The sequence below is a fragment of the Variovorax sp. GW821-FHT09D07 genome, from assembly GCF_059416345.1.
On record NZ_JBWKOY010000004.1, the window covers coordinates 39,644 to 59,367 of the forward strand.

General features: G+C 68.6%; 23 protein-coding genes. 13 read left to right on the forward strand and 10 right to left on the reverse strand.

What is annotated here, in order from left to right:
- Window positions 1-19: 19 nt before the first annotated feature.
- Genes AC07OX_RS15835 through AC07OX_RS15845 form a run of 3 tightly spaced genes read right to left on the reverse strand, consistent with a single transcriptional unit; the run spans window position 20 to window position 3,427 of the window.
- Window positions 20-784 (reverse strand): SDR family NAD(P)-dependent oxidoreductase, encoded by a 765-nt coding sequence (locus tag AC07OX_RS15835; protein WP_489057682.1) that lies wholly within the window; start codon window positions 782-784, stop codon window positions 20-22.
- Between the two features lie 19 nt (window positions 785-803).
- The gene (locus tag AC07OX_RS15840; RefSeq protein WP_495261228.1) at window positions 804-2,657 is read right to left on the reverse strand and encodes a feruloyl-CoA synthase; all 1,854 of its coding nucleotides are present in this window, start codon (window positions 2,655-2,657) and stop codon (window positions 804-806) included.
- A complete protein-coding gene (locus AC07OX_RS15845; protein WP_495261227.1) occupies window positions 2,654-3,427 on the reverse strand; it encodes a crotonase/enoyl-CoA hydratase family protein in 774 nt (257 codons plus the stop codon). Before AC07OX_RS15845 ends, AC07OX_RS15840 begins: the two co-directional genes overlap by 4 nt.
- Window positions 3,428-3,531: 104 nt before the next feature.
- On the opposite strand from AC07OX_RS15845, the gene AC07OX_RS15850 reads away from it, so the two are divergent.
- The gene (locus tag AC07OX_RS15850) at window positions 3,532-4,407 is read left to right on the forward strand and encodes an amidohydrolase family protein (protein ID WP_070061956.1); all 876 of its coding nucleotides are present in this window, start codon (window positions 3,532-3,534) and stop codon (window positions 4,405-4,407) included.
- Window positions 4,408-4,410: 3 nt separating this feature from the next.
- On the opposite strand, the gene AC07OX_RS15855 is transcribed toward AC07OX_RS15850, so the two are convergent.
- Window positions 4,411-5,307, reverse strand: coding sequence for a MurR/RpiR family transcriptional regulator (locus AC07OX_RS15855; RefSeq protein ID WP_495261226.1), 897 nt, complete (start codon window positions 5,305-5,307; stop codon window positions 4,411-4,413).
- Between the two features lie 122 nt (window positions 5,308-5,429).
- On the opposite strand from AC07OX_RS15855, the gene AC07OX_RS15860 reads away from it, so the two are divergent.
- Window positions 5,430-6,431 carry a Bug family tripartite tricarboxylate transporter substrate binding protein gene (locus tag AC07OX_RS15860; RefSeq protein ID WP_070061958.1) on the forward strand — a complete coding sequence of 334 codons (1,002 nt, stop codon included), beginning with the start codon at window positions 5,430-5,432 and terminating at the stop codon, window positions 6,429-6,431.
- 16 nt (window positions 6,432-6,447) lie between these two features.
- Entirely contained in the window at window positions 6,448-7,398 is a 951-nt protein-coding gene (locus AC07OX_RS15865) for a M14 family metallopeptidase (protein WP_495261225.1), read from the forward strand.
- Window positions 7,399-7,407: 9 nt separating this feature from the next.
- Here AC07OX_RS15865 and kefC read toward each other — a convergent pair whose 3' ends face one another.
- The gene (gene kefC / locus AC07OX_RS15870; RefSeq protein WP_307589379.1) at window positions 7,408-9,270 is read right to left on the reverse strand and encodes a glutathione-regulated potassium-efflux system protein KefC; all 1,863 of its coding nucleotides are present in this window, start codon (window positions 9,268-9,270) and stop codon (window positions 7,408-7,410) included.
- Window positions 9,271-9,272: 2 nt separating this feature from the next.
- Window positions 9,273-9,995 carry a glutathione-regulated potassium-efflux system oxidoreductase KefF gene (gene kefF, locus AC07OX_RS15875; protein WP_495261224.1) on the reverse strand — a complete coding sequence of 241 codons (723 nt, stop codon included), beginning with the start codon at window positions 9,993-9,995 and terminating at the stop codon, window positions 9,273-9,275.
- Window positions 9,996-10,087: 92 nt separating this feature from the next.
- On the opposite strand from kefF, the gene AC07OX_RS15880 reads away from it, so the two are divergent.
- Together AC07OX_RS15880 and AC07OX_RS15885 are read left to right on the forward strand one after the other, a co-directional pair.
- Window positions 10,088-10,708: a nucleotide-binding protein gene (locus AC07OX_RS15880; RefSeq protein WP_307637534.1), complete on the forward strand. Its 621-nt coding sequence runs from the start codon at window positions 10,088-10,090 to the stop codon at window positions 10,706-10,708.
- A 73-nt stretch (window positions 10,709-10,781) separates the two neighbouring features.
- The gene (locus AC07OX_RS15885) at window positions 10,782-11,252 is read left to right on the forward strand and encodes a MaoC family dehydratase (protein WP_062479484.1); all 471 of its coding nucleotides are present in this window, start codon (window positions 10,782-10,784) and stop codon (window positions 11,250-11,252) included.
- A 15-nt stretch (window positions 11,253-11,267) separates the two neighbouring features.
- On the opposite strand, the gene AC07OX_RS15890 is transcribed toward AC07OX_RS15885, so the two are convergent.
- The 3 genes from AC07OX_RS15890 to AC07OX_RS15900 form a co-directional block, all read right to left on the reverse strand.
- Window positions 11,268-11,561, reverse strand: a complete 294-nt coding sequence (locus AC07OX_RS15890; RefSeq protein ID WP_495261223.1) for a DUF4148 domain-containing protein — start codon at window positions 11,559-11,561, stop codon at window positions 11,268-11,270.
- Window positions 11,562-11,677: 116 nt separating this feature from the next.
- Complete coding sequence (gene trmL, locus AC07OX_RS15895; RefSeq protein WP_495261222.1) at window positions 11,678-12,139, reverse strand: tRNA (uridine(34)/cytosine(34)/5-carboxymethylaminomethyluridine(34)-2'-O)-methyltransferase TrmL; 462 nt, start codon at window positions 12,137-12,139, stop codon at window positions 11,678-11,680.
- 31 nt (window positions 12,140-12,170) lie between these two features.
- Window positions 12,171-12,887, reverse strand: a complete 717-nt coding sequence (locus AC07OX_RS15900; RefSeq protein WP_495261221.1) for a ComF family protein — start codon at window positions 12,885-12,887, stop codon at window positions 12,171-12,173.
- 22 nt (window positions 12,888-12,909) lie between these two features.
- Between AC07OX_RS15900 and AC07OX_RS15905 the strand changes: the two genes are divergently transcribed.
- The 8 genes from AC07OX_RS15905 to AC07OX_RS15940 all read left to right on the forward strand — a co-directional run bounded on the left by AC07OX_RS15905 (window position 12,910) and on the right by AC07OX_RS15940 (window position 19,391).
- Window positions 12,910-13,824 (forward strand): class I SAM-dependent methyltransferase, encoded by a 915-nt coding sequence (locus AC07OX_RS15905; protein ID WP_062481352.1) that lies wholly within the window; start codon window positions 12,910-12,912, stop codon window positions 13,822-13,824.
- 163 nt (window positions 13,825-13,987) lie between these two features.
- Window positions 13,988-14,464, forward strand: coding sequence for a DUF2244 domain-containing protein (locus AC07OX_RS15910; RefSeq protein WP_056578078.1), 477 nt, complete (start codon window positions 13,988-13,990; stop codon window positions 14,462-14,464).
- A gap of 59 nt (window positions 14,465-14,523) precedes the next feature.
- Window positions 14,524-15,702 carry a cytochrome c oxidase subunit II gene (gene coxB, locus AC07OX_RS15915; RefSeq protein ID WP_495261220.1) on the forward strand — a complete coding sequence of 393 codons (1,179 nt, stop codon included), beginning with the start codon at window positions 14,524-14,526 and terminating at the stop codon, window positions 15,700-15,702.
- 43 nt (window positions 15,703-15,745) lie between these two features.
- Complete coding sequence (ctaD, locus tag AC07OX_RS15920) at window positions 15,746-17,383, forward strand: cytochrome c oxidase subunit I (protein WP_369630066.1); 1,638 nt, start codon at window positions 15,746-15,748, stop codon at window positions 17,381-17,383.
- Window positions 17,384-17,423: 40 nt separating this feature from the next.
- Window positions 17,424-17,540 (forward strand): cytochrome oxidase small assembly protein, encoded by a 117-nt coding sequence (locus tag AC07OX_RS15925; protein WP_216360125.1) that lies wholly within the window; start codon window positions 17,424-17,426, stop codon window positions 17,538-17,540.
- Window positions 17,541-17,577: 37 nt separating this feature from the next.
- Complete coding sequence (locus AC07OX_RS15930) at window positions 17,578-18,207, forward strand: cytochrome c oxidase assembly protein (protein WP_095950886.1); 630 nt, start codon at window positions 17,578-17,580, stop codon at window positions 18,205-18,207.
- A gap of 53 nt (window positions 18,208-18,260) precedes the next feature.
- Window positions 18,261-18,428 carry a DUF2970 domain-containing protein gene (locus AC07OX_RS15935; protein WP_082818316.1) on the forward strand — a complete coding sequence of 56 codons (168 nt, stop codon included), beginning with the start codon at window positions 18,261-18,263 and terminating at the stop codon, window positions 18,426-18,428.
- Between the two features lie 81 nt (window positions 18,429-18,509).
- The gene (locus AC07OX_RS15940; protein ID WP_062481365.1) at window positions 18,510-19,391 is read left to right on the forward strand and encodes a cytochrome c oxidase subunit 3; all 882 of its coding nucleotides are present in this window, start codon (window positions 18,510-18,512) and stop codon (window positions 19,389-19,391) included.
- A gap of 80 nt (window positions 19,392-19,471) precedes the next feature.
- Here AC07OX_RS15940 and AC07OX_RS15945 read toward each other — a convergent pair whose 3' ends face one another.
- The gene (locus AC07OX_RS15945) at window positions 19,472-19,702 is read right to left on the reverse strand and encodes a twin transmembrane helix small protein (RefSeq protein WP_062481367.1); all 231 of its coding nucleotides are present in this window, start codon (window positions 19,700-19,702) and stop codon (window positions 19,472-19,474) included.
- Between the last annotated feature and the right edge of the window lie 22 nt (window positions 19,703-19,724).

The window sequence follows — 19,724 nt, forward strand, 5'->3', positions numbered from 1 at the left end:
TTGTCTGCGGGGGCGGGAATCAGCGCGGTGCCATGCGCAAGGCGCCGTCGAGGCGAATCACTTCGCCGTTCAAGTGGCCGTTGGTCACGATGTGGCAGGCCAACTCGGCAAACTCCGACGGCTTGCCCAGGCGCGGCGGGAACGGGATCGACGCGGCCAGCGAGTGCTGCACCGGCTCGGGCAGCTCCAGCAGCAGCGGCGTGGCGAAGAGGCCCGGCGCCACGGTGCACACGCGGATGGCGTGCTGCGCGAGGTCGCGCGCCATCGGCAGGGTCATGCCGACGAGGCCGCCCTTCGACGCGCTGTAAGCCTGCTGGCCCACCTGGCCGTCGAAGGCCGCGACCGAGGCGGTGAAGAGCATCACGCCCTTTTCGCCGTTGTCGAGCGCGTCGAGCTTCGCGCAGCGCGCCGCGAACAGGCGCGCCATGTTGTAGCCGCCGATGAGGTTGATGTTGACCACGCGCACGAAGTCTTCGAGCGGCGCGGGGTTGCCGTCCTTGCCGACGATGCGCTTGGCGCTGCCGATGCCGGCGACGTTCATCAAGATGCGCGCGGGGCCGTGTGCGGCCTCGGCCTTGTCGAGCGCGGCGTTCACGCTGTCGGTGTCGGTGATGTCGCAGACGCAGGCGACGCCGCCGATCTCTGCGGCCACCTTTTCGGCGAGTGCGGCGTTGCGGTCGAGCACCGCGACCTTGGCGCCCAGGCGTGCGAGTTCGCGCGCGGTGGCCTCGCCGAGGCCCGAGGCGCCGCCGGTGACGAGTGCGGCTTGTCCTTCGATCTTCATGGGTTGTCTCCTGATTGGGTTAGCGGGGCTTGAGCGTGAAAGGCAGCGTGTCGGCGTGCAGCGCGTCGGCCAGCGCGGCGCGGTGCTTGAGCACGGCGCGCTGGTTGATCGAGCCCTTGTCGGTCACTTCGCCCTTGTCGATCGACGGCGGTTCGGCCATCAGGTGCAGCCGCGCGATGCGGTTGGCGCTGCCGGTGGCGCCGGCCGCGAGCGTGTCCACCACCTGCTGGAAGTGCGCCTGCACGGGCGCGCTTTCGAGCACCTGCTGCAGCGGGGCGTCGGCGGGCAGGTCGGCGAGCTGACGCACCTTCTGCGTCGGGAAGATCAGCGCGCCGACCTCCTTCAGGTTGATGCCCGTGAGCACCGCGTCTTGCACGTAGGGCGAGCCGGCCGCGATGATCTTCGCGCGCAGCGGCCCCACGCTCACGAAGGTGCCGGTGGCGAGCTTGAAGTCTTCGGCGATGCGGCCGTCGAAGCGCAGGCCGCGGTGGATGTCGCGGTCGTCGATCCACTTCACCGCGTCGCCGGTGGAGAAGAAGCCTTCGTCGTCGAAGGCCTCGGCCGTGGCGTCGGGCGCGCGCCAGTAGCCGGGCGTGATGTTGGGGCCGCGGTAGCGCACCTCGGTCTTGCCGTCGACCTCGATCAGCTTGAGCTCGATGCCGGCGGCCGGCAGGCCCACGTCGCCCGACTTCACGTCGGGGCCGGTCACGTACAGCGCGAAGGGGCCCGACTCGGTCATGCCCAGGCCGGTGCCCATCACGATGCGCTCGCCGACTTCCGACTCCTGCGTGCGGTGCAGGCTGTCCCACACGGGCTGCGCAAGCGCCGCGCCCGAGTAGAAGAACATCTTCACGCGCGACAGCAGGTTGCGGCGCAGCACGGCGTCGGTTTCCATCGCGTTGGCAATCGCCTCGAAGCCGGTGGGCACGTTGAAGTAGATGGTGGGCGCGATCTCGCGCAGGTTGCGCAGCGTCTCGGCCATGCCGGCGGGCGTGGGCTTGCCGTCGTCGATGAACAGCGTGCCGCCGTTGTCCAGCACGATGCCCACGTTGTGGTTGCCGCCGAAGGTGTGGTTCCAGGGCAGCCAGTCGACCAGCACGGGCGGCTCGTCGCCCAGCGCGGGAATCGACTGGCGCAGCTGCTGCTGGTTGGCGCACCACATGCGGTGCGTGTTGATCACCGCCTTGGGCATCTTGGTCGAGCCCGAGGTGAAAAGAAACTTGGTGATGGTGTCGGGGCCGGTGGCCTGCATCGCCGCGTCGATGGCGGGCGTGGCCGGCGTGGCGGCGAGCACGTCGAAGCGCGTGGTGGCGCGGCCTTCGAGCGTGCCTTCGGCGAGCACGACCTCGGTGCCGGCCGGCACGGTGGCTGCAATGGCCTTGGCGAAGCGCGCGGCGTCGGCCGCGAACACCAGGCCGGGCGTGAGCGTGTCGATGACGTGGCGCAGCTTGTCGTAGTCCTGACTCACGATCGCATAGGGCGGCGACACGGGGCAGTAGGGCACGCCGGCGTAGAGGCAGCCCAGCGCGAGCAGCGCGTGCTCGATGCCGTTCTCGCTGAGGATCACGACCGGGCGCTCGGCGTTCAGGCCGCGATCGAGCAGGGCCTGTCCGATGCCGCGCGCTTCTTCCAGCGCCTGCGCGTAGCTCACGCGCAGCCAGTCGCCGGTGCGGCCGTCGGGCAGGCGCTCGCGGCGCGCGATGAAGGTGCGATCGGGCGCCACCTGCGCCCAGTGCGCGAGCCGGTCGGTCATGCGCTCGCGGTAGGCCTGCAGCGGCGTCTCGGCCGTGAGGTAGCGCGTGCCCGGCGCGCCGTCGCGCAGCACCGCGCGCGTCACGCCGAAGGCCAGCGGGCGGTAGCGGACGGCGGTCATCCCTTGCTCACCTTCGCGCCGCGGCCTTCGAGGAAGTCGCGCACGCGTGCCTTCGCTTCGGGCGCGGCCTGGACGATGCCCGACATCAGCGCCTCGGTGAAGAAGCCGTGGTCGGCCGACTGCTCGGAGATGCGCGGCAGGGCGTGCATCAGCGCGTAGTTGGTGAGCGGCGCGTTGGTGGCGATGCGCTTGGCGAGCTCCAGGGCCTTGTCGAAGGCGGTGCCCTCGTCGACCAGGTACTGCGCGAAGTTGGCGCGCTCGCCGTCTTCGGCGTTGTAGACGCGGCCGGTCATCATCATGTCGGTCATGCGGGCCACGCCGATCAGCTTGGGGATGCGCACCGAGCCGCCGCCACCCACGAAGATGCCGCGCGAGCCTTCGGGCAGTGCGTAGAAGGTGGAGCGGTCGGCCACGCGGATGTGGCAGGCGCTGGCCAGCTCGAGCCCGCCGCCGACCACCGCGCCGTGCAGCGCCGCCACCACCGGCACCGGGCCGTGCTGGATCAGGTCGAGCGCGCTGTGCCACAGGCGCGAGTGCTGCATGCCCTGGCCGGCGTCGCGTTCCTTGAGCTCGCCCAGGTCCAGGCCGGCGCAGAAATGCGGGCCCTCGCCGTCGAGCACGGCCGCGCGCACCGTGGCGGGCAGCGTCTCGAAGGTGTCGCGCAGCGCGAGGATCAGGCCGTCGGACAGCGCGTTGCGCTTGGCGCCGCGCGTGAGACGAACGATGGCGACGTCGTCGCGGATGTCGAGGTGGAGGTCTGGATTGGTCATGATGGTGTGCGGGGTTGCGTTGGATTATGGTTATGAGAAATAATCAATTCAAGGCATTGGAGCCTCCCGAAACCTAGGGACTTACCCGAACCGGAGACAACGACATGGACCCACGGAACCTGATCGCGATCGACATCCACACCCACGCCGAAGTGAGCTGTTGGAACCCTTTCGACAACTACGGCGAGGAATACGACCGCGCGGCCGACAAGTTCTTCGGCTCGAACCGCCGCCCCACCATCGCCGAGAGCGTGGCGTACTACCGTGAAAGGAAGATCGGGCTGGTGATGTTCATGGTCGACGCCGAGTCGAACATGGGCCGCCGCCGCATCCCGAACGAGGAGATCGCCGAGGCCGCGGCGCAGAACAGCGACATCATGATTGCCTTCGGCAGCGTCGATCCGCACAAGGGAAAGATGGGCGCGCGCGAGGCGCGCCGGCTCATCGAGGAACACGGCGTGAAGGGCTTCAAGTTCCACCCCACCGTGCAGGGCTACCACCCCTACGACCGCATGGCCTGGCCGATCTACGAGGTGATCGCCGAGTACAAGCTGCCGGCCATCTTCCACACCGGCCACAGCGGCATCGGCTCGGGCATGCGCTGCGGCGGCGGCCTGCGGCTCGAATACAGCAACCCGATGCACCTGGACGACGTGGCCATCGACTTCCCCGACATGCAGATCGTCATGGCCCACCCCAGCTTCCCCTGGCAGGACGAGGCGCTGAGCGTGGCCACGCACAAGCCCAACGTGTGGATCGACCTGTCGGGCTGGAGCCCCAAGTATTTCCCGAAGCAGCTGGTGCAGTACGCCAACACGCTGCTGAAAGACCGCGTGCTGTTCGGCAGCGACTACCCGCTGATCACGCCCGACCGCTGGATGAAGGACTTCGAGGCCGCCGGCTTCAAGCCCGAGGTGATGCCCGGCATCCTCAAGGACAACGCGGTGCGCCTGCTGGGGCTCGGAACCCCGGCGGCCTGAGGCTCAGGCGGCGCGCGGTGCCGCCTCGTTCCAGTGCGGCTCCCACAGCGCCGCACCGCGTTCGAACACGGCGGCCAGCTCCTTCTTGCGGCGCTGCGCCACCGCGGTGATCAGCGCATTGCAGACCGACAGCGCCGCCGTGTACGAATCGAAGGGCGACGCGCTGGAGGTGCGCACCAGCAGCAGGTGATCGGCCGAGGCCGCCGCGGGCGCGGTGGGGCTGTCGGTGACCATGACGACCTTCGCGCCCTTCTCGCGGAAGTAGGCCGCCGTGCGCGCGATCGCGAGCGAGTGGCGGCGGAAGGTGAGGGTGAGCAGCAGGTCGTTGTCGTCGATGCGCAGCAGCTGGTCTTCGAGCGGCAGCGCGCCAGCGCCGCCGAGCAGCCGCACGTCGGGCAGGCACAGGTTCAGGTTCAGCGCGAGGTGGCTGGCCAGCGGCAGGCCGTTGCGCTGGCCGAGCACGTGCACGCGCACCTTGCGCTGTGTGAGCAGCTTCACCGCCGCCTCGAACGCGCCCACGTCGAGCGCCGCGAAGGTGGAGGCCAGGTTGTGCTGGTCGTGCAGCAGCGCGTTGTCCAGGCAGCTGCGCACGGAGGTGTCGTCACCGATGACCGCGTCGGCGCGCGTGGCGGGCGAGGCGAGCAGGGCGGTGACTTCGGCGCGCGCCTCCATCTGCGCCTGGGCGTAGCTCTCGTAGCCCAGCTTGGCGAGCAGCCGCACCACGGTCGAGGCGCTGGTGCCCACCTTTCTTGCAAGGCTCGTTGCAGATTCGAGCAGCCCCTGCGGGTGGTGCGCCTGCAGCTCCTCGATCAGGCGTCGCTCGCTTTTCGTGAGCTTCTTGCCGTAGCCCGAGATGCGCTGGTTCAGGCTGGGGGCGGCGGGGGTGTCTGCGTGCGGCATCGGAGAAACCTCATGTTTGCAACGAGTATTGCAAAAATTAGGTCTCCTTGCAAAAATGAATGCACGATTTCGGCCGGCCCTGTCCGCCCGATTGCCCGCTTCTTCTGCAGAAAGACCTTGCCATGCGTTCCACCACCCCCGCCGTGCCCGCCCTGCGCCGGCGCGAGATCCTCGGCGCCGGCTTGACGGCGGCGCTGCTGCCCCTGTCCGCGCGCGCCCAGGCCTTCCCGGCCCGCCCGGTCACGCTGGTGGTGCCGTTCCCGGCCGGCGGCTCGGTCGACCTGATCGCGCGGCTGTACGCCGAGCCGCTGTCGAAGGCGCTGGGCACGCCGGTGGTCATCGACAACCGCGCCGGCGCCGGCGGCTCCATCGCCAGCGCCCAGGTGGCGCGCGCCAAGCCCGACGGCTACACGCTCGTGGTGTCGTCGCAGAGTTCGCACCTGGCCAATCCGCTGACGCAGGCCAACCCGGGCTACGACCCGATCAAGGATTTCCTGTCGATCAGTCAGCTCGCGCGCTCCATCAACGTGCTGCTGGTGAACCCGGCCGTGCCCGCCAAGACCTTCAAGGAGTTCGTGGCGCTGGTGAAGTCGCGCCCGGGCGAGCTCAACTTCTGCAGCGCCGGGCCGGGCAGCATGGGCCAGCTCAACGTCGAGCTGATGAAATCGCAACTGCAGCTCAACGCCACGCATGTGCCCTACCGCGGCGGCGGCCCGCTGGTGACCGCGCTGATCTCGAACGAAGTCCAGTTCGGCCTGGACAACCTCGCGCCCTTCCTGCCGCACATCCAGGCCGGCAAGCTGCGTGCGCTGGCCGTGGCCTCGCCCACGCGCGTCGCGGCGCTGCCCGACGTGCCGACCTTCACGGAGCTGGGCTACCCCGTGCTGAACACCACCTCGTGGATCGGCCTGGCCGCGCCCGCGAAGACGCCGCCCGAGGTCATCGCCGCGCTGCACAAGGCCGTGCGCACGGTGGCCGAGCAGCCGACGATGGTCGAGGCGCTGCTGGCACGCGGCTCGCTCGCGCCCGAGGCGCAGTCGCCCGCGCAGTTCACGGCCATGATGTCGGAGCGGCTCGCGCTGTACGGCGAGATGGTCAAGCGCGCCGGCATCCGCGGCGAGTGAGCGGGTTGCTGGTTCCATGACGCAGACACTGCAGGCCTTCGCACCCGACACCTCCCCGCTGGAGGTGCTGCCGCGCGACCTCTCGGCCTACCGCCAGGGCAACACCGGCATCGACTACGTGCACCGCTTCGCGTCCGGCAAGCCGGGCCCGCACGTGCTCGTCAACGCGCTCACGCACGGCAACGAGATCTGCGGCATGGTCGCGGCCACGCACCTGCTCGACACCGGCGTGCGCCCGAAGATCGGCACGCTCACCGTGAGCTTCGCGAACGTCGAGGCCTACGAGGCCTTCGACATCGGCCGGCCCTACGAGAACCGCCAGCTGGTGCACAACCTGAACCGCATCTGGTCGCCCGAGCTGCTCGACGGCACCGGGGACAGCCCCGAGCTGCGCCGCGCGCGCGAGCTGCGGCCGGTGCTCGACGCGGCCGACTACGTGCTGGACATCCATTCCACGCGCGCCCCCGTGCAGCCCTTCTGGGTCTACCCGGAGTTCGAGCGCAACGCAGGCCTGGCGCAAGCCGTCGGCGGCCCGGCGGTGCACCTCGTGATGCCCGTGGGCGCCGCGCCCGGCACGGGCGTCACGGCCTACGGCCGCCACGGCGAGCCGGGCATCGACGGCGGCGCGGTGGTGGTCGAGTGCGGCCAGCACTTCGCGCAGTCGGCGGCCGACCTGGCCACCGACGTGTCGCTGCGCTTTTTGGCGCACCTCGGGCTCGTCGACCCGGTGCCGCGCGTGCCGGTGGCCGCGCGCCGCTTCCGGCTGCTCGAGGTCCACATGGTCACGTCGGACGACTTCGCCTTCGTGCGGCCCGTGCTCGGTTTCGAGACCTTCGACCAAGCTGAGCTGATCGCGGTGCAGGCCGGGCGCGAGATCCGCTCGCCCTGCGACGGCTGCACGATCTTCATGCCGACCCGCGCACCGGTGATCGGCCGCGAGGGCGTGTACCTGACCGTGCCGGTCTGACCCTGGGCCTCAGGGCGCCTTCGCGTCGCCCGCTGGTTCGTCTTCGCCGAGCCGGTCCCAGTCCTGGCCCGAGCGCAGCTTGCGCTCCTCGCGCTCGCGCGCCATCTGCTCCTCGAACTGCTGGCGGCCCGCCTTGTTGGCGGCGATCAGCTTGGCGCGGTCCTTGTAGTGCGGGTAGATCTCGTCGCTGAGCTTGAGGTTTCGCTGGCGGAAACGCATCGACGCCTCGCGCGCCTCGGCCGCCGGCCAGCCCAGCGCCTCCAGCGCCGAGCGCGCGCTGCGCAGCGACGACTCGAACACCTCGCGTTCGATGTCCTGCACGCCGCGGTCGCGCAGCTGGAACAGGTGGGTCACGTTGCGTGCGCGCGCAATGATGCGCGCCTGCGGGAAGTTCTCGCGCACCAGGTCGACGATGTCCAGCGACTGCTCGATGTCGTCCACCGCCACCACGATGGCGCGCGCCGTGCCGGCGCCCGCGGTGCGCAGCAGGTCCAGCCGCGTGGCGTCGCCGTAGAACACCCGGAAGCCGAACTGGCGCAGGCCCTCGACGGTGTCGGCGTCGTGGTCGAGCACCGTCACGCGCAGGCCCTGCGACATCAGCAGGCGCCCGACGATCTGGCCGTAGCGCCCGAAGCCGCAGATCAGCACCTTGGCGTCCTGCTGCTCCGAGATTTCCTCCAGCTGCGGCCCGCCCGCGTGGCTGTAGCGCGGCAGCACGAACTTGTCGAGCAGCACCAGCAAGAGCGGCGACAGCAGCATCGACAGCGCCACCGCGCCGATCAGCAGCGAGGTGGTCTGCGGCGGCAGCACGTCGGGCCCGGCGGCCTGGAACACCACGAAGGCGAACTCGCCGCCCTGCGCCAGCAGCAGCGTGAACACCGGCCGCTCCTGGTAGGCCAGGCCCATGGCCTTGGCCAGCGCGTAGATCACCACCAGCTTGATGACCAGGAAGCTCACCACCAGCAAGGCCATGACCCCCGGGTTGGCCAGCAGCACGCCGAAGTTGATCGACATGCCCACAGCGATGAAGAACAGCCCCAGCAGCAGGCCCTTGAAGGGCTCGATGTCGGTCTCCAACTCGCGCCGGTATTCGCTCTCGGCCAGCAGCACCCCGGCAAGGAAGGCGCCCAGCGCCATCGACAGGCCGACGAACTGCATCAGCGCCGCGATGGCCACTACCAGCAGCAGCGCGGCGGCGGTGAAGATCTCGGGCGTGTCGCTGCGCGCGATCCAGCGCAGGATCGGGCGCAGCAGCAGCCGGCCGCCGAGGATGATGCCGGCGATCACGCCGACGATCTTCAGCGCCTCGAGCGCGCGGTCCAGCCCGCTCACGGCCTGCTCGGCCGCGGTGGCGCCGGCCAGCAGCGGCAGCAGCGCGAGGATCGGGATCGCCGCCACGTCCTGGAACAGCAGGATCGAGAAGCCGGCCTGGCCGCTGGGCGTCTTCAGCAGGTTGCGTTCGCCGAACACCTGCAGCGCGATCGCGGTGGACGACAGCGCCAGCCCGAGGGCGGCCACCAGCGCCACGCGCCACGGTGCGCCCACGGCCCAGCCGACGGCGAACAGCACCGCCGCGCAGCTGAGCACCTGCGCCGAGCCCCAGCCGAAGATCGGGCGGCGCAGGCTCCACAGGCGCTTGGGCTCGAGTTCGAGGCCCACGAGGAACAGCATCAGCACCACGCCGAACTCGGCGAAATGCAGCACGTCTTCGACACTGGACACGAGGCCCAGGCCCCAGGGGCCGATGGCGATGCCGGCCACGAGGTAGCCGATGATCGAGCCCAGGCCCAGGGCCTTGGACAGCGGCACCACCAGCACGGCGGCGCTCAGGTAGATCAGGCTGCTGGTCAGCCAGGCGGGTGCGTGTTCCATGCTCAGGCCGCCTTGTGGGTGCTGCTGCCGTTGGCGACGGCCAGGCCGTGCGTCATGGCGCTGTGGAACGCGCCGGCCATCACTTGGCCCACGTCGTCGGATTCGGCGGGGCGGTCGGTCTCGGGCACCGGGCAGGCGATGCAGGCATCGAGCTCGTCCATTTCCGGCCACACCGGGTAGCTTTCCAGGCGCTGCACGAACACCTCGACATGCGCGGCCACCTCGGCCTCGCTGGCGCGGCGCGCGCCGTGCAGCAGCAGCGGCGGCAGGAAGCGCATGCCGCACAGCGCGGCGGTCTGCTCGTAGGGCGGCAGGAAGGCGTCGAAGAAGTAGCGGTTGTAGCTTTGCGGGTGGTAGCTCGGCTCGGGGCCGCCGGTGGTGGCGACCAGCCAGCAGTCCTTGCCCTGCAGCGCGGTGCCGCCGGGGCCGTAGGCCCAGCCGTAGCCCAGCACGTCGTCGATCCAGAGCTTTTGCAGCGGCGGCATCGAATACCACTGGATCGGGTGCAGCAGCACCACCAGGTCCGCGCGCGCCAGCCGCTCGCGTTCGGCCTCGACGTCGATGGCGAAATCGGGGTAGCTGCCGTACAGGTCGTTCACGTCGGCGCCCGGCACGCGCTGCGCGGCGGCGAACAGCCGTCGGTTCACGCGCGAGTCGCGCCAGTGGGGGTGGGCCGCCAGCACATAGATGCTGACAGGGTTCTCCGCGGATGTTGTTGTCGTCATGTGGCGAACATAACGCAGACGGCCCGCCGTCGCCGACGCGCAATCCGGGGCGACTACCATCCAGCCCTGTTCCCGTTCTGGAGGAGATCCTCATGCCGGTGGTTCTGGTCGCCAATCCCAAGGGGGGCGTGGGCAAGTCGACGATTGCAACGAACATCGCGGGCTACTTCGCGAGCCGCGGCCATGCCGTGATGCTCGGCGACGTGGACCGCCAGCAGTCCTCGCGGCTGTGGCTCGGCCTGCGCCCGCCGCAGGCCCGCCCCATCGCCACCTGGGAAGCCACCGGCGACAGCACCGTGGTGCGCCCGCCGCGCGGCACCACCCACGCGGTGCTCGACACGCCGGCCGGCCTGCACGGCTGGCGTTTCAAGGAGGTGCTGGCGCTGGCCGACCGCGTGATCGTGCCGCTGCAGCCGAGCATCTTCGACATCTACGCCACGCGCGATTTCCTCGACCGCCTGCTGGAAAGCCGCCGCGCCGAGAAGACCCGCATCGGCCTGGTCGGCATGCGCGTGAACGCCCGCACGCTGGCGGCCGACCGGCTGCACGAGTTCATCGCCGGCCTGGGCGTGCCCGTGCTGGGCGAGCTGCGCGACACGCAGAACTACGTGCAGCTGGCCGCGCGCGGGCTCACGCTGTTCGACATCGCGCCGGGGCGCGTGCAGCGCGACCTGGAGCAGTGGGCGCCGATCTGCGAATGGCTCGACGCCTGAACTGATCCCCCGGATTTCCCTGAATCCCGGTTGTCGCAAGTCCGACAGCCAGCCTTGTGCCCTTGGCACCAGAATGCCCCGCATGACCAAAAAGACATTCCAGACCCTTCAGGATCTCGCCGCCTGCGTCGGCCAGGAAGTCGCCGTGAGCGACTGGATCAGCGTGACGCAGCAGCAGGTCAATCAGTTCGCCGAGGCGACGGGCGACCACCAGTGGATCCACGTCGATGTGGAGCGGGCCAAGTCCGGCCCCTTCGGCGCGCCGATCGCGCACGGGTTTCTCACGCTGTCGCTGCTGCCGAAGTTCTTCGAGACGGCGATCGACGTGGTCGAGTCGCGCATGGGCGTGAACTACGGCCTGAACCGCGTGCGCTTCATGTCGCCGGTGCCCGTGGGCCAGCGCCTGCGCGCCCGCATGAAGCTGCTGAGTGCTGAGCCGATTCCCAACAACGGCCTGCAGATGACCTGGGAAACCACCATCGAACTCGAAGGCGCCGCCAAGCCGGCGTGCGTCGCCGAGTCGGTGGTGCGCCGTTTTCCCTGAGCGAGTTTTTTCTCTTTACATCCGGCGGTCGGTGACTTCGCCGTAGGCGGCGGCGCCCTGCCGGGTGATGCCGACGGCGCTCGCACGCACCGCCGCACGGTCGACGTTGCCGGCGGTTGGGCGGGCCACGCCGGTGCCGCCGTTGCTGATCTGCAGCGGCTGCAGGGCTTGCTGCTGGACCTGGGCGCGCGTCAGCGACGACTGGAAGGGCGCGGGCGGCAGCGGGTTCTGCTCGCCCTGGAAGGCATGGGCGCCGCCGGCGAAGGCGAGGGCGGCGAGGGTGATCAGGCGCAGGGTGGGGGTGTGCATGGCGGGGCTCCTTGGCAATCAGCGTTGAGGGGACGGATGCCGGTGCGACTCACCGGCATGCCTTCCCATACGCCGCGCAGCGCCGATCGGATGTGCCCCTGCCGCGTGAAGGGCCGTCAGGCGAAACCGTTTTGCCGCCAGGCCTCGAACACCGTGACCGCCACGGCGTTCGACAGGTTCAGGCTGCGCTGGCCGGCGCGCATCGGCAGCCGCAGGCGCTGCGGCTCGGCAAAGCCGTCGCGGATCGCGGGCGGCAGGCCGGCGGTTTCCGAGCCGAACACCAGCCAGTCGCCGGGCTGGAAGCGCACGTCGTGCACGGCGCGGGTGCCGCGCGTGGTCAGCGCGAACATGCGGTCGGCCGGCGGTTGCTGCGCGGCCAGCAGCGCGGCCCAGTCGGCGTGGCGCTTGACCTCGGCGTACTCGTGGTAGTCGAGCCCGGCGCGGCGCAGCAGGCGGTCGTCCATCGAAAAGCCGAGCGGCTCGACCAGGTGCAGCGTGCAGCCTGTGTTGGCCGCGAGCCGGATCACGTTGCCGGTGTTCGGCGGAATTTCGGGGTGGACCAGGACGATATGGAACATGCGCCGATTGTCGCGGGCGCCGTCGATGGCTTCAGCGCGGCGGGTCGGTCCGCGCCAGCACCACGCCGGTGATGTGCGCCGCACCCGCCAGGCGCAAGGTGGCGGCCGCGGCGAACAGCGAGGCGCCACTGGTCATCACGTCGTCCACCAGCACCACGCGCCGCCCCCGCAGGCCGTCGGCGCGCAGCGGTTCCACGGCGAAGGCGCCGCGCAGGTTGCGCAGCCGGTCGGCGCGCGGCAGGCCGCTCTGCGCGGGCGTGTCGCGCGTGCGCAGCAGCAGGGTGGCGTCGGTCTTGGCCGGTGCCAGCCGGCGCGCGAGCTCGTGCGCCTGGTTGAAGCCGCGCTCGGCCAGGCGTCCGGGCGCCAGCGGCATCGGCAGCACGAGGTCGCACTGTTCCAGCGCTGGCTCCACCCACGGCGCGCTGCGCAGCAGGGTGGCCAGCGGGCCGGCCCAGCCCGCCTCGCCGCGAAACTTGAACTGGGCGATGCAGTCGGGCCACGGCCACGCGTAGGTGCAGGCGGCGAGGCAGGCGTCGAGCGGCGGCGGGTGTTGGATGCATTCGCCGCAGCGCGCCACGCCCTCGGGCATCGGCAGTGCGCAGCCGCCGCAACGAGGGGTCGGCGGCGCGAAGCGGCCCACGCAGGCGTCGCACACGCGCTGCGCGGGCCAAGCGCGGCAGACCTCGCACTGGCTGGGCAGCCGCGCGAGCAGCGAGGTGAAAGGCCTCAGGGCCCGGCGGTTGTGCATGCCTCAATATACTCACGGCCCCATGGCCACCGACCCCGCAAGAAGACCGCCGACCATCGATCCCACGGCGGCCGACCGCTGGCGCCGGCTCGCGCCCGCCGAGGGCTCGCCCTGGCTGCACGAGGAAATCGGCCGCCGGATGGAAGACCGGCTGCAATGGATCAAGGCCCAGCCCCGCACCTGGGCCGACTGGTCGCCGCTGCGCGGCGGCCTCGAAGCGCACGCGCTGCTGGCCCGCCGCTACCGCGACGCCGAAGCCTTCGTCATCGAATCCGAACCCGCATTGGCCGACCGGACCGGCGAGGCGCTGACCGCCCCCTGGTGGAGCGCGCGCCGCTGGCAGGGCGGCAAGGCCCGCTTCGACGCCACGCCCGAAGACGGCGTGGACCTGCTGTGGGCCAACATGTCGCTGCACATGGCGGCCGACCCTGAAGCGCTGATCGCGCAGTGGCACCGGCTGGTCGCGACCAACGGCTTCCTGATGTTCTCCTGCCTGGGCCCGGACACCGTGCGCGAGCTGCGCGCCCTGCACGCCCGGCTCGGCTGGCCCGCCGCCGGCCATGAATACACCGACATGCACGACTGGGGCGACATGCTCGTGCACGCCGGCTTCGCCGAGCCCGTGATGGACATGGAGCGCATCGTGCTCACCTGGGCCACCCCCGAGGCGGCCCTGGCCGAGTTGCGCACGCTGGGGCGCAATCTGCATCCGGCGCGCTTCCCCGCGCTGCGCGGCAAGGCCTGGCACCGCGCGCTCAAGCAGGCCCTGCCCGAGCTGGCGCCGGCCGCGGAAGGCGAGGGCCGCATCGCGCTGACCTTCGAGGTCATCTACGGCCACGCCTTCAAGCCGACGCCGCGCGTGGCGCTCTCGCCCGAGAGCGCGGTCTCGCTGCGCGAGATGCGATCGATGCTCCAGCGCGGCCGCCCTGGCGCCTGAGCGACCCGGCAGCCCTCATTCGGTGCGCGGGGGCCGCGCTCTACCCGCTACAATCCGCCGTTGCGTGAAACTCGCGGGTATTGTCCCGTGATCGAGGGGTGTCGGATCCTGTTTGTACGAGGGGTTTGGCCACCATCGACGCACCGATTTGCTGAACTCGCCCGTGTCGAATTCCGTGTTTCGTTTTGCCACCGTCTCAGGCCAGAACATCCACTGGTTCCTGAAACGCAATTGCTCGGTGACGCCGAGCCAGCTGGGCTGGCTCTACGCATCGCTGTGCGTGGTATCTCTGGGAACGGGCATGGTGTTCTGGCTGCACGGTGCGCCGCTGGTATTGCCATTCGCCTGGCTCGAACTGGCCGCGGTGGGCTTTGCGTTCATGATGTACGCGCGGCATGCCACCGACGGCGAACGGATCGCGCTGCAGGGCGGGCGCCTCGTCGTGGAGCTCGAGAACGGTGGGCACTACGAACGCACGGAATTTCTTCCGCACCAGGTGCGGATCGAACCGCAGACCGGCGATCGTTCGCTGATCGAGGTCTCGGGGCAAGGTCGATCGGTCAGGGTGGGGCGCTATGTACGCCCGGAGTTGCGAGCCGCACTGGCGCGCGAGATTCGCATGGCGTTGCGTGGCGCCTGAGGGGGCTCGCGCGGTGCTGCACGGTTGGGTTTTCGAAAAATTGAAGAAACGTGAACACGATGAAGAGCATTTGGCGCAATAAGTACAGGCCGGCGAATCTGTTGCTGGCGGCCGGCGCGGCGTTCAGCAACGCGGCGCACGCAGTCAACGATCTGCCCGGCGGCCCCGCGGTGCGCCAGCTGAATCTTCCGGTCGGCGTGACCAAGATCGCGCAGGAGCAGCATCTGCTCCACACGATCATGATGATCATCTGCACGGTCATCTTCGTCGCCGTGTTCGCGGTGATGTTCTATTCCATCTGGAAGCACCGCAAGTCGGTGGGCCACAAGGCCGCGAACTTCCATGAATCGGTGGTGGTCGAGGTCATCTGGACCATCGTGCCCTTCCTCATCGTGATCGTGATGGCGCTGCCTGCCACCAAGGTGCTCGTGGCCCAGAAGGACACCACGAACGCCGACCTCACGATCAAGACCACGGGCTACCAGTGGAAGTGGGGCTACGACTACCTGAACGGCGAAGGCGAGGGCCTGGCCTTCATCTCCACGCTGGACAGCTCGCAGCGCGCCATGTCCGACGCCGGTGCCAAGGGCGCCATGCCCGACGACTACCTGCTCAAGGTCGACAACCCGATGGTCGTGCCCGTGCAGAAGAAGGTCCGCATCATCACCACCGCGAACGACGTGATCCACGCTTTCGCCGTGCCGCAGCTGGGCCTCAAGCAGGACGCCATTCCCGGCTTCGTGCGCGACACCTGGTTCCGCGCCGAGACCGTGGGCGACTACTACGGCCAGTGCCAGGAACTGTGCGGCAAGGAACACGCCTACATGCCGATCCACGTGAAGGTGGTCTCGGCCGCCGACTACACGACCTGGGTCGCCACCAAGCGCAAGGAAGCCGCCGCCAAGCTCGACGACCCGACCAAGGTCTGGACGCTGCCCGACATGCTGGCACGCGGCGAGAAGGTCTACGCCTCCAACTGCGCGGCCTGCCACCAGGCCAACGGCAAGGGCGCAGGCCCGATCAAGCCGCTCGACGGCGCAGCCAAGGTGACCGATTCCGACCACAAGGTTCAGCTGCTGGTGCTGCTCAACGGCCAGAACAACGGTGCCATGCCTGCCTGGAAGCAGCTGAGCGACACCGACCTCGCGGCCGTGGCCACGTACACCAAGAACAGCTGGTCGAACAAGACGGGCCAGCTGGTGCAACCGGCTGAAGTGCTGGCCCTGCGCGGCAAGTGATCCGACGGCGCCCCGCGAAGAAGAAATTGCAAGGAACAACGACATGAGCGCAGTCCTCGACCCCCACGGTCACGCCCCCGGCGGCCACGCACACGACGAGCATCACGATCACCACGCGCCCACCGGCTGGCGCCGTTGGGTGTTCGCGACCAACCACAAGGACATCGGCACGCTCTACCTGCTGTTCAGCTTCACGATGCTGATGATCGGCGGCGTGCTCGCCCTGCTGATCCGCGCCGAGCTGTTCCAGCCCGGCCTGCAGCTGGTGAACCCCGAACTGTTCAACCAGTTCACCACCATGCACGGCCTGATCATGGTGTTCGGCGCGATCATGCCGGCCTTCGTGGGCTTCGCGAACTGGATGATCCCGCTGCAGATCGGCGCATCCGACATGGCGTTCGCGCGCATGAACAACTTCAGCTTCTGGCTGCTGATCCCGGCGGCCATCATGCTGGCCGGTTCGTTCTTCATGCCCGGCGGCGCGCCCGCGGCCGGCTGGACGCTGTACGCCCCGCTCACGCTGCAGATGGGCCCCTCGATGGACGCCGGCATCTTCGCGATGCACATCATGGGCGCCTCGTCGATCATGGGTTCGATCAACATCATCGTCACCATCCTGAACATGCGCGCCCCCGGCATGACGCTGATGAAGATGCCGATGTTCTGCTGGACCTGGCTCATCACCGCCTACCTGCTGATCGCCGTGATGCCCGTGCTTGCAGGCGCCATCACGATGACGCTGACCGACCGCCACTTCGGCACCAGCTTCTTCAACCCCGCCGGCGGCGGCGACCCGGTGATGTACCAGCACATCTTCTGGTTCTTCGGCCACCCCGAGGTCTACATCATGATCTTGCCGGCCTTCGGCATCATCAGCCAGGTGGTCCCGGCCTTCGCCCGCAAGAAGCTCTTCGGCTACGCCTCGATGGTGTACGCCACCTCGTCGATCGCCATCCTGTCGTTCATCGTGTGGGCCCACCACATGTTCACGACCGGCATGCCGCTCACGGGCCAGCTGTTCTTCATGTACGCGACCATGCTGATCGCCGTGCCCACGGCCGTGAAGATCTTCAACTGGATCGCCACGATGTGGCAGGGCTCGATGACCTTCGAGACGCCCATGCTGTTCGCGGTCGGCTTCATCTTCGTGTTCACGATGGGCGGCTTCACCGGCCTGATCCTCGCGGTCGCGCCGATCGACACGCAGCTGCAGGACACCTACTACGTGGTGGCCCACTTCCACTACGTGCTGGTGGCCGGCTCGCTGTTCGCCATGTTCTCGGGCTTCTACTACTGGGCGCCCAAGTGGACCGGCGTGATGTACAACGAAACGCGCGGCAAGGTCCACTTCTGGTGGTCGCTGATCTCGTTCAACGTCACCTTCTTCCCGATGCACTTCCTGGGTCTGGCCGGCATGCCACGTCGCTACGCCGACTACCCCATGCAGTTCGCCGACTTCAACGCCATCGCCTCGGTGGGTGCGTTCTTCTTCGGCTTCGCCCAGGTCTACTTCTTCCTGTTCATCGTGCTGCCTTCGATGCGCGGCAAGGGTGAAGCAGCGGCCCAGAAGCCCTGGGAAGCGGCCGAAGGCCTCGAGTGGGAAGTGCCGTCGCCGGCCCCGTTCCACACCTTCGAGAACCCGCCCAAGCTCGACGTGACCGCCACCAAGGTGATCGGCTGATCACCCGCGCACGCCGCACAAGCACCACGACCGCACGACGATGACGACGCCTGAACAAAGAAGGAACAACCGACGCATGGGGCTCACGCTGGCCTCCATCGCGGTGATCTTCTTCATCGGCTTCATCGTCCGCATGGTCTGGTTCAGCGGTCGCTGACCGCGCCGCATCGCACCCCCCGAACGGAAGCAACAGCATGAGCCTCGGTCAACGCATCCGCCGCGCCAACGTCCGCATGGTCGGCAAGCTGGCCGTCGTGACCTGCGGCATGTTCGCCTTCGGCTACGCGCTGGTGCCGATGTACCGCGCCATCTGCGAGATGACCGGCATCAACATCCTCGCGCTCTCCGAGCTCCAGGTGCCGGGCGGTGCCAGCGGCGCCAAGAACGTGCGCGTGCCGGACAACACGCAGGTCGACATGACCCGCACGATCAAGGTCGAGTTCGACTCCAACGTGCGCGGTGGCCTGTGGGACTTCAAGCCGGCCGAGCGCTTCATCGAAGTGCACCCGGGCCAGCTGAACACGGTGATGTACGAGTTCCAGAACACGCAGAACCGCCGCATGGCCGCGCAGGCCATCCCGAGCTACGCACCGCAGCAGGCCGCGGCGCACTTCAACAAGCTCGAGTGCTTCTGCTTCAACCAGTACACGCTCGACGCGGGCGAGAAGAAGCAGTGGCCGGTCGCCTTCGTGATCGATCCGAAGATCTCGAAGGACGTCAAGACCATCACGCTGTCGTACACCTTCTTCGAGGTGGGCGGCAAGACGCCTCCGGCCCCGGTGGCCGCCGTTTCGCATGTTGTCGCTGATGAGCCGCGCTCGTGACCTCGCCGTTGCCGCCCGAAGCCCCGCGCCGCAAGCCCACGCTGTGGGACACGATGAAGGCGGTGGGCTGGTCGTTCTTCGGGGTGCGCCGCAACAGCGCCTACAAGGAAGACCTGGGCAAGCTCAATCCGCTGCACGTCATCGTGGTGGCGTTTGCCGCAGTGATCGTCTTCGTGGTCGGGCTGGTGCTGCTGGTGCGGCATGTGGTCGCGGCCGCCTGAGCGCTGCCTGCTGAGCCGAAGACAAAAACCACGATCTCCAGAATCATTGAATCGAGAGAAGAAAGAAAGCCAGGAGCTGATATGAGTTCAACCACCCACGGCACCACGCCCTACTACTTCGTGCCCGGACCCTCGGCCTACCCGGTCGTGTCCGCGATCGGCTTGTTCTTCGTGATCCTCGGCGCGGGGCAATGGATCAACAGCCACCAGTGGGGCGCCTGGTCGCTGCTGCTGGGCATGGTGATCTGGCTCGGCACGCTCTTCGTGTGGTTCCGCGCTGCCGTCGGCGAGAGCGAGAGCGGCCAGTACGGCCACAAGATCGACCTCTCGTACCGCTGGAGCATGAGTTGGTTCATCTTCTCGGAAGTGATGTTCTTCGGCGCCTTCTTCACGGCGCTGTGGTGGGCCCGCACCCACGCGCTGCCGACGCTCGGCAGCCTGGACAACGCGATCCTCTGGCCCGACTTCAAGGCCGTGTGGCCCAGCGTCGCGGCCGGCGTGACCGGTTCCCCGGCCGGCATCATCGAGCCCTTCCAGACCGTCGGTCCGTTCTGGCTGCCGACCATCAACACCGCGCTGCTGCTGAGCTCGGGCGTGACGCTGACCATCGCCCACCACGCGCTGCGCGCCGACCACCGCGCCCAGTGCATTCGCTTCATGTGGCTCACCGTGCTGCTGGGCGTGATCTTCCTGGGCGTGCAGGGCTACGAGTACTTCCACCTGTACACCGAACTGAACCTCAAGCTCAGCTCGGGCACCTACGGTTCGACCTTCTTCATGCTGACCGGCTTCCACGGCCTGCACGTGTTCATCGGCATGCTGATGCTGCTGTTCATCACGCTGCGCCTGCAGAAGGGTCACTTCACGGCCGAGCGTCACTTCGGCTTCGAAGGCGCCGCCTGGTACTGGCACTTCGTGGACGTGGTCTGGCTGGGCCTGTACGTGCTGGTCTATTGGCTTTGAGCGAAGACCTTCACGGCATTCCAGAAAAAAGGCGCCGTAAGGCGCCTTTTTCATGGTTCTCGTGGAACGAGCACCATCTGTTACTTCCCGAGCGGGAGCCCGGTGGGCTGGATGTAGCCGAGTTTCCAGGCCAGCAGCATGCACAGGAACAAAAAGACCGACAGGCCGATCCGAAAGGTGAGGGCGCGGGCCATGCCGCCGCGCTTGTTCTGCCCGTCGCGACCGTCCTTCAGCATGAAGTAGAGCGCGAAAGCGAGGCTCGCGAAGATGCCCAGAAAGATCAGCGCGACGAAATATTTCATGACCCGCATTATCGGCCGCACGCCCCGTCCG

Bases quoted from the DNA above. Each gene is read 5' to 3' on its own strand.
- AC07OX_RS15835 (WP_489057682.1), bottom strand. From the start codon at position 784: ATGAAGATCGAAGGACAAGCCGCACTCGTCACCGGCGGCGCCTCGGGC.
- AC07OX_RS15840 (WP_495261228.1), bottom strand. From the start codon at position 2,657: ATGACCGCCGTCCGCTACCGCCCGCTGGCCTTCGGCGTGACGCGCGCG.
- AC07OX_RS15845 (WP_495261227.1), bottom strand. From the start codon at position 3,427: ATGACCAATCCAGACCTCCACCTCGACATCCGCGACGACGTCGCCATC.
- AC07OX_RS15850 (WP_070061956.1), top strand. From the start codon at position 3,532: ATGGACCCACGGAACCTGATCGCGATCGACATCCACACCCACGCCGAA.
- AC07OX_RS15855 (WP_495261226.1), bottom strand. From the start codon at position 5,307: ATGCCGCACGCAGACACCCCCGCCGCCCCCAGCCTGAACCAGCGCATC.
- AC07OX_RS15860 (WP_070061958.1), top strand. From the start codon at position 5,430: ATGCGTTCCACCACCCCCGCCGTGCCCGCCCTGCGCCGGCGCGAGATC.
- AC07OX_RS15865 (WP_495261225.1), top strand. From the start codon at position 6,448: ATGACGCAGACACTGCAGGCCTTCGCACCCGACACCTCCCCGCTGGAG.
- kefC (WP_307589379.1), bottom strand. From the start codon at position 9,270: ATGGAACACGCACCCGCCTGGCTGACCAGCAGCCTGATCTACCTGAGC.
- kefF (WP_495261224.1), bottom strand. From the start codon at position 9,995: ATGACGACAACAACATCCGCGGAGAACCCTGTCAGCATCTATGTGCTG.
- AC07OX_RS15880 (WP_307637534.1), top strand. From the start codon at position 10,088: ATGCCGGTGGTTCTGGTCGCCAATCCCAAGGGGGGCGTGGGCAAGTCG.
- AC07OX_RS15885 (WP_062479484.1), top strand. From the start codon at position 10,782: ATGCCCCGCATGACCAAAAAGACATTCCAGACCCTTCAGGATCTCGCC.
- AC07OX_RS15890 (WP_495261223.1), bottom strand. From the start codon at position 11,561: ATGCACACCCCCACCCTGCGCCTGATCACCCTCGCCGCCCTCGCCTTC.
- trmL (WP_495261222.1), bottom strand. From the start codon at position 12,139: ATGTTCCATATCGTCCTGGTCCACCCCGAAATTCCGCCGAACACCGGC.
- AC07OX_RS15900 (WP_495261221.1), bottom strand. From the start codon at position 12,887: ATGCACAACCGCCGGGCCCTGAGGCCTTTCACCTCGCTGCTCGCGCGG.
- AC07OX_RS15905 (WP_062481352.1), top strand. From the start codon at position 12,910: ATGGCCACCGACCCCGCAAGAAGACCGCCGACCATCGATCCCACGGCG.
- coxB (WP_495261220.1), top strand. From the start codon at position 14,524: ATGAAGAGCATTTGGCGCAATAAGTACAGGCCGGCGAATCTGTTGCTG.
- ctaD (WP_369630066.1), top strand. From the start codon at position 15,746: ATGAGCGCAGTCCTCGACCCCCACGGTCACGCCCCCGGCGGCCACGCA.
- AC07OX_RS15925 (WP_216360125.1), top strand. From the start codon at position 17,424: ATGACGACGCCTGAACAAAGAAGGAACAACCGACGCATGGGGCTCACG.
- AC07OX_RS15930 (WP_095950886.1), top strand. From the start codon at position 17,578: ATGAGCCTCGGTCAACGCATCCGCCGCGCCAACGTCCGCATGGTCGGC.
- AC07OX_RS15935 (WP_082818316.1), top strand. From the start codon at position 18,261: ATGAAGGCGGTGGGCTGGTCGTTCTTCGGGGTGCGCCGCAACAGCGCC.
- AC07OX_RS15940 (WP_062481365.1), top strand. From the start codon at position 18,510: ATGAGTTCAACCACCCACGGCACCACGCCCTACTACTTCGTGCCCGGA.
- AC07OX_RS15945 (WP_062481367.1), bottom strand. From the start codon at position 19,702: ATGCGGGTCATGAAATATTTCGTCGCGCTGATCTTTCTGGGCATCTTC.